Source organism: Aeribacillus composti, from assembly GCF_007827555.1.
GTDB lineage: Bacteria > Bacillota > Bacilli > Bacillales > Aeribacillaceae > Aeribacillus > Aeribacillus composti.
On the sequence record NZ_VISS01000064.1, the window covers coordinates 1 to 2,984 of the forward strand.

3 protein-coding genes and 1 pseudogene are annotated in these 2,984 nt (G+C 46.3%); all 4 read right to left on the bottom strand.

Annotated features, from left to right (window positions below; all coding sequences use genetic code 11):
• Positions 1-105 precede the first annotated feature (105 nt).
• Positions 106-906 (bottom strand): ExeA family protein, encoded by an 801-nt coding sequence (locus tag FB379_RS18155; protein ID WP_063389145.1) that lies wholly within the window; start codon positions 904-906, stop codon positions 106-108.
• Positions 899-2,149, bottom strand: a complete 1,251-nt coding sequence (locus FB379_RS18160; RefSeq protein ID WP_066252198.1) for an IS481 family transposase — start codon at positions 2,147-2,149, stop codon at positions 899-901. Before FB379_RS18160 ends, FB379_RS18155 begins: the two co-directional genes overlap by 8 nt.
• A gap of 140 nt (positions 2,150-2,289) precedes the next feature.
• Positions 2,290-2,493 (bottom strand): hypothetical protein, encoded by a 204-nt coding sequence (locus FB379_RS18920; protein WP_235600483.1) that lies wholly within the window; start codon positions 2,491-2,493, stop codon positions 2,290-2,292.
• A 93-nt stretch (positions 2,494-2,586) separates the two neighbouring features.
• Positions 2,587-2,853 (bottom strand): annotated as a pseudogene (locus FB379_RS18925) (DUF6431 domain-containing protein); the annotation flags it as partial.
• Positions 2,854-2,984: the final 131 nt, after the last annotated feature.

Below are 2,984 nucleotides of genomic sequence, written 5' to 3' on the forward strand. Positions count from 1 at the left end.
AAAATGTTTGCGAATTCTCTCCGATTTTGCACGCTTTTTCCGATTGTTTGCGCACTATTTCAGACGAGAATCGTAAAACCAAAAGGAGCCGTTCGGCCCCTTTCATTATGCCCCTGTTTCCTCCACCGCCATTCGAACAATTTCTTCGTCAATCACGTCTTTTTTTAGCTGGTAGCCGTATAAAAGGCAGGTAGTCGTTAACGTATTGATGACTCGTGGCCATCCTTGCGACTGTAGGGCAATTGCCTCTAGAGCCGCAGGGGTAAAAATCGAGTGTTTTACCCCTGCTTGCTTCATTCGCTGCTCAATGTACGCTGCCACTTCTTCTTTGGAGAGTGTCCCCATCCGATATCGCATGATGATTCGTTGCTGAAGCGGACGATGGTGATTCAAGCGCAGTCGTATCTGTAAGTGCGGCAGCCCTGCCAAAATCAACACGAACGGATTCGTTGAATCCATGTGAAAATTAAACAGAATGGCGATATCCTGCAAAAACGCATCTTTCGCTAGATGCATTTCATCAAGCAGAATCACAGGGGTGATTCGACGTTCATGATACATTCGTTCAATTCCTTGTTGAATTTGGTAAAACAAGTCCACCTTGCGGTATTTCGGCTCCTCGCCTAACCCTAAGGCTAGTCCTCGATAAAAATCCATCACACCACCCGTTGATAACGGGAAATACACCACGTGATACAACGAAGGATGTAACGATTCTTTGAACGTCCGAAGGGCGAACGTTTTCCCCACCCCCGGCTCTCCTGTCAGTAGACCGATTCCTTTCGTTCGTTTCACGTAATCCAATGCATGTAATGCCTCTTCGTAAGAAGACCCTCGATATGCTTCAGACGGACTTGTGTCTTTCGAAAACGGCTCTCGAGAAAGGGAGTAGAACGTTTTATACATCCGTTCCTTCCTCCTTTCCTAGTCCCGTAAATGGCGATCGATGGCGTTTCACGTGGGCATTATCGTGCAGACGCACCAGTGTCGCTTTCGCTGCTTCTTTGCCGTCTTCGTATACATACACCCCTTGCTCATCATACCGAATTTCCACTGATTGTCCGATAAACCGAGGTGGAACCTCATACAGCTGTTTGTTTAACGTAATCGTCCCATCGGCTTTCACTTTGCGAAACTCTCGCTTCAAAAAGACCGTATCCAGCCAAGTCGCATCCTCCACGAATGATACTACGTGCACTTGCGATTGAAACACTTCATGCGGCGTTTTTCCGTCTAACGACGCATGGGGCTTCCGGTGGTAGTCTTTTTCGAGCCACTTCCAGAAGCGTTCGTTCAGCTCTTGAAGCGACGTAGCCGGTTTCATCTCCAACAACGGGGAAAACCGAGTTTGCACCGTCTTAAAAAATCGCTCGATTTTCCCTTTGCTCTGTGGATCATATGGCTGCGTATGAATGAGCGTGATCCCTAATTCTGCGCAAGCATATTGTAGTGTCTCCGATCGATAAATTTTGCCGTTGTCCGAATAAATTCGTTTCGGCTTCCCGTACCGAAGCAGCGCTTCTTTGGTCACGATCCGCAACCCGTCAAATTTCTCGGAAGAGAAAAACTGAGCGTACGGTACGACCCGCGAACAGTCATCGATGTAGGCAATCAAAAATGTTTTTTGCGCTTTTCCATTCTCTCGTATCATTGGACCATGGGACAAATCCCCTTGCCATAACTCATTGACTCGATCGTACGCAAACCGTTTTCGTTCAGGAATCGGTAAAATTTCTTTCCCCACGAGGTTGTATTTTTTGCACAATCGATATATAGTAAAGTAAGATACAAGTTGTTTTTCGATTTCCCCCTGCTCAATAAGGTGTTGGTAAAACACCGTCACGGGCATGTGGGGAAGTTTTTTTCTTAGGGTTAAAATATGATCTTCGTCTTCAGGTGACAGCCTTCGGGAATGACCACGGTCTGACCGTCGTTTTGGCTTCAGCGCCTCAAAGCCCCCTTTTTTGTACTGCGTGCACCAATCTAGAATCGTCTTCGCTGCGATCCGTTTCTCTCCATAGTGCGGAACCCAATGCATGCGCGTTGACACCTCCTTCAGGTACGATGTCCGATCCACCTGCCCATTGACTAACGGTGCGATCAATCCATACCGAAATAGGGCGATTTCTTGTCTCACCGATTCGTCCATCAGGGTTTCCTCCTTCTTCGATTTTGCGGAAGAACCAACAGGTTCGTCCTGCCTTCATCATAACCCATCACTTTCCACTCGTCGACGCAAAAGGTTTGTGGAATCGATTGCTTTTGGAAATAGATCCAAAAAGAAACAAATTAGGCACCGAATCTATTCGCTAAAAAATGGGTAGATTGTTCATTCCACATCGCTTGGATGAGTTTTTCCAAACAGACCTCCTCCATTTTTTGAATCCACTCCTGTGCTTGAACGAGTGGTTCATCGGACAACCCAAGAATTCGCTTCCCTTTGGTTTGAAAAAACCAACGAAGCCACGGTAAGTTGGAGAGTAGTCGACGCATATAAAAATAGACTCCTTGTCGGGTAGGAAAGAACCTTGACGAACGTGTCCCCTTGTCTAAGAGAAACGAGAGGCGCTCGTTGATGCATGGGAGGATCGTCCAAATCGTGTATTGGAAATAAGGGAAGAGAAACGTGGGAAGCACCGTAACCGTCTTTTGGCATATCGTGCATCGATAACGAGCAATCCAAATCCGATAGGCTTCTTGTCCCATTAATGCATTTCGTTCATAATAGCCGTGACGGTAAAGGGTTCGCTTGACTTGGCAATGTGGACAACGATGGATCGACGGAAAAGCATTCTGTTTTCCTAAGTCCGCATAGGTTTGCACATCGATTCCAAAGTCGTACAATCGAATCACGGTCTCGTTCTCCCCCTCCGAAACAATTTACTAAAAATTTAGCACACTCTTTCAGAAAAGGGGAGAAGAACATCCCGAAGGAATTTGCAAAAAAGAAGGCTTTTTATGCGGAGATAAAATGATAATTTACA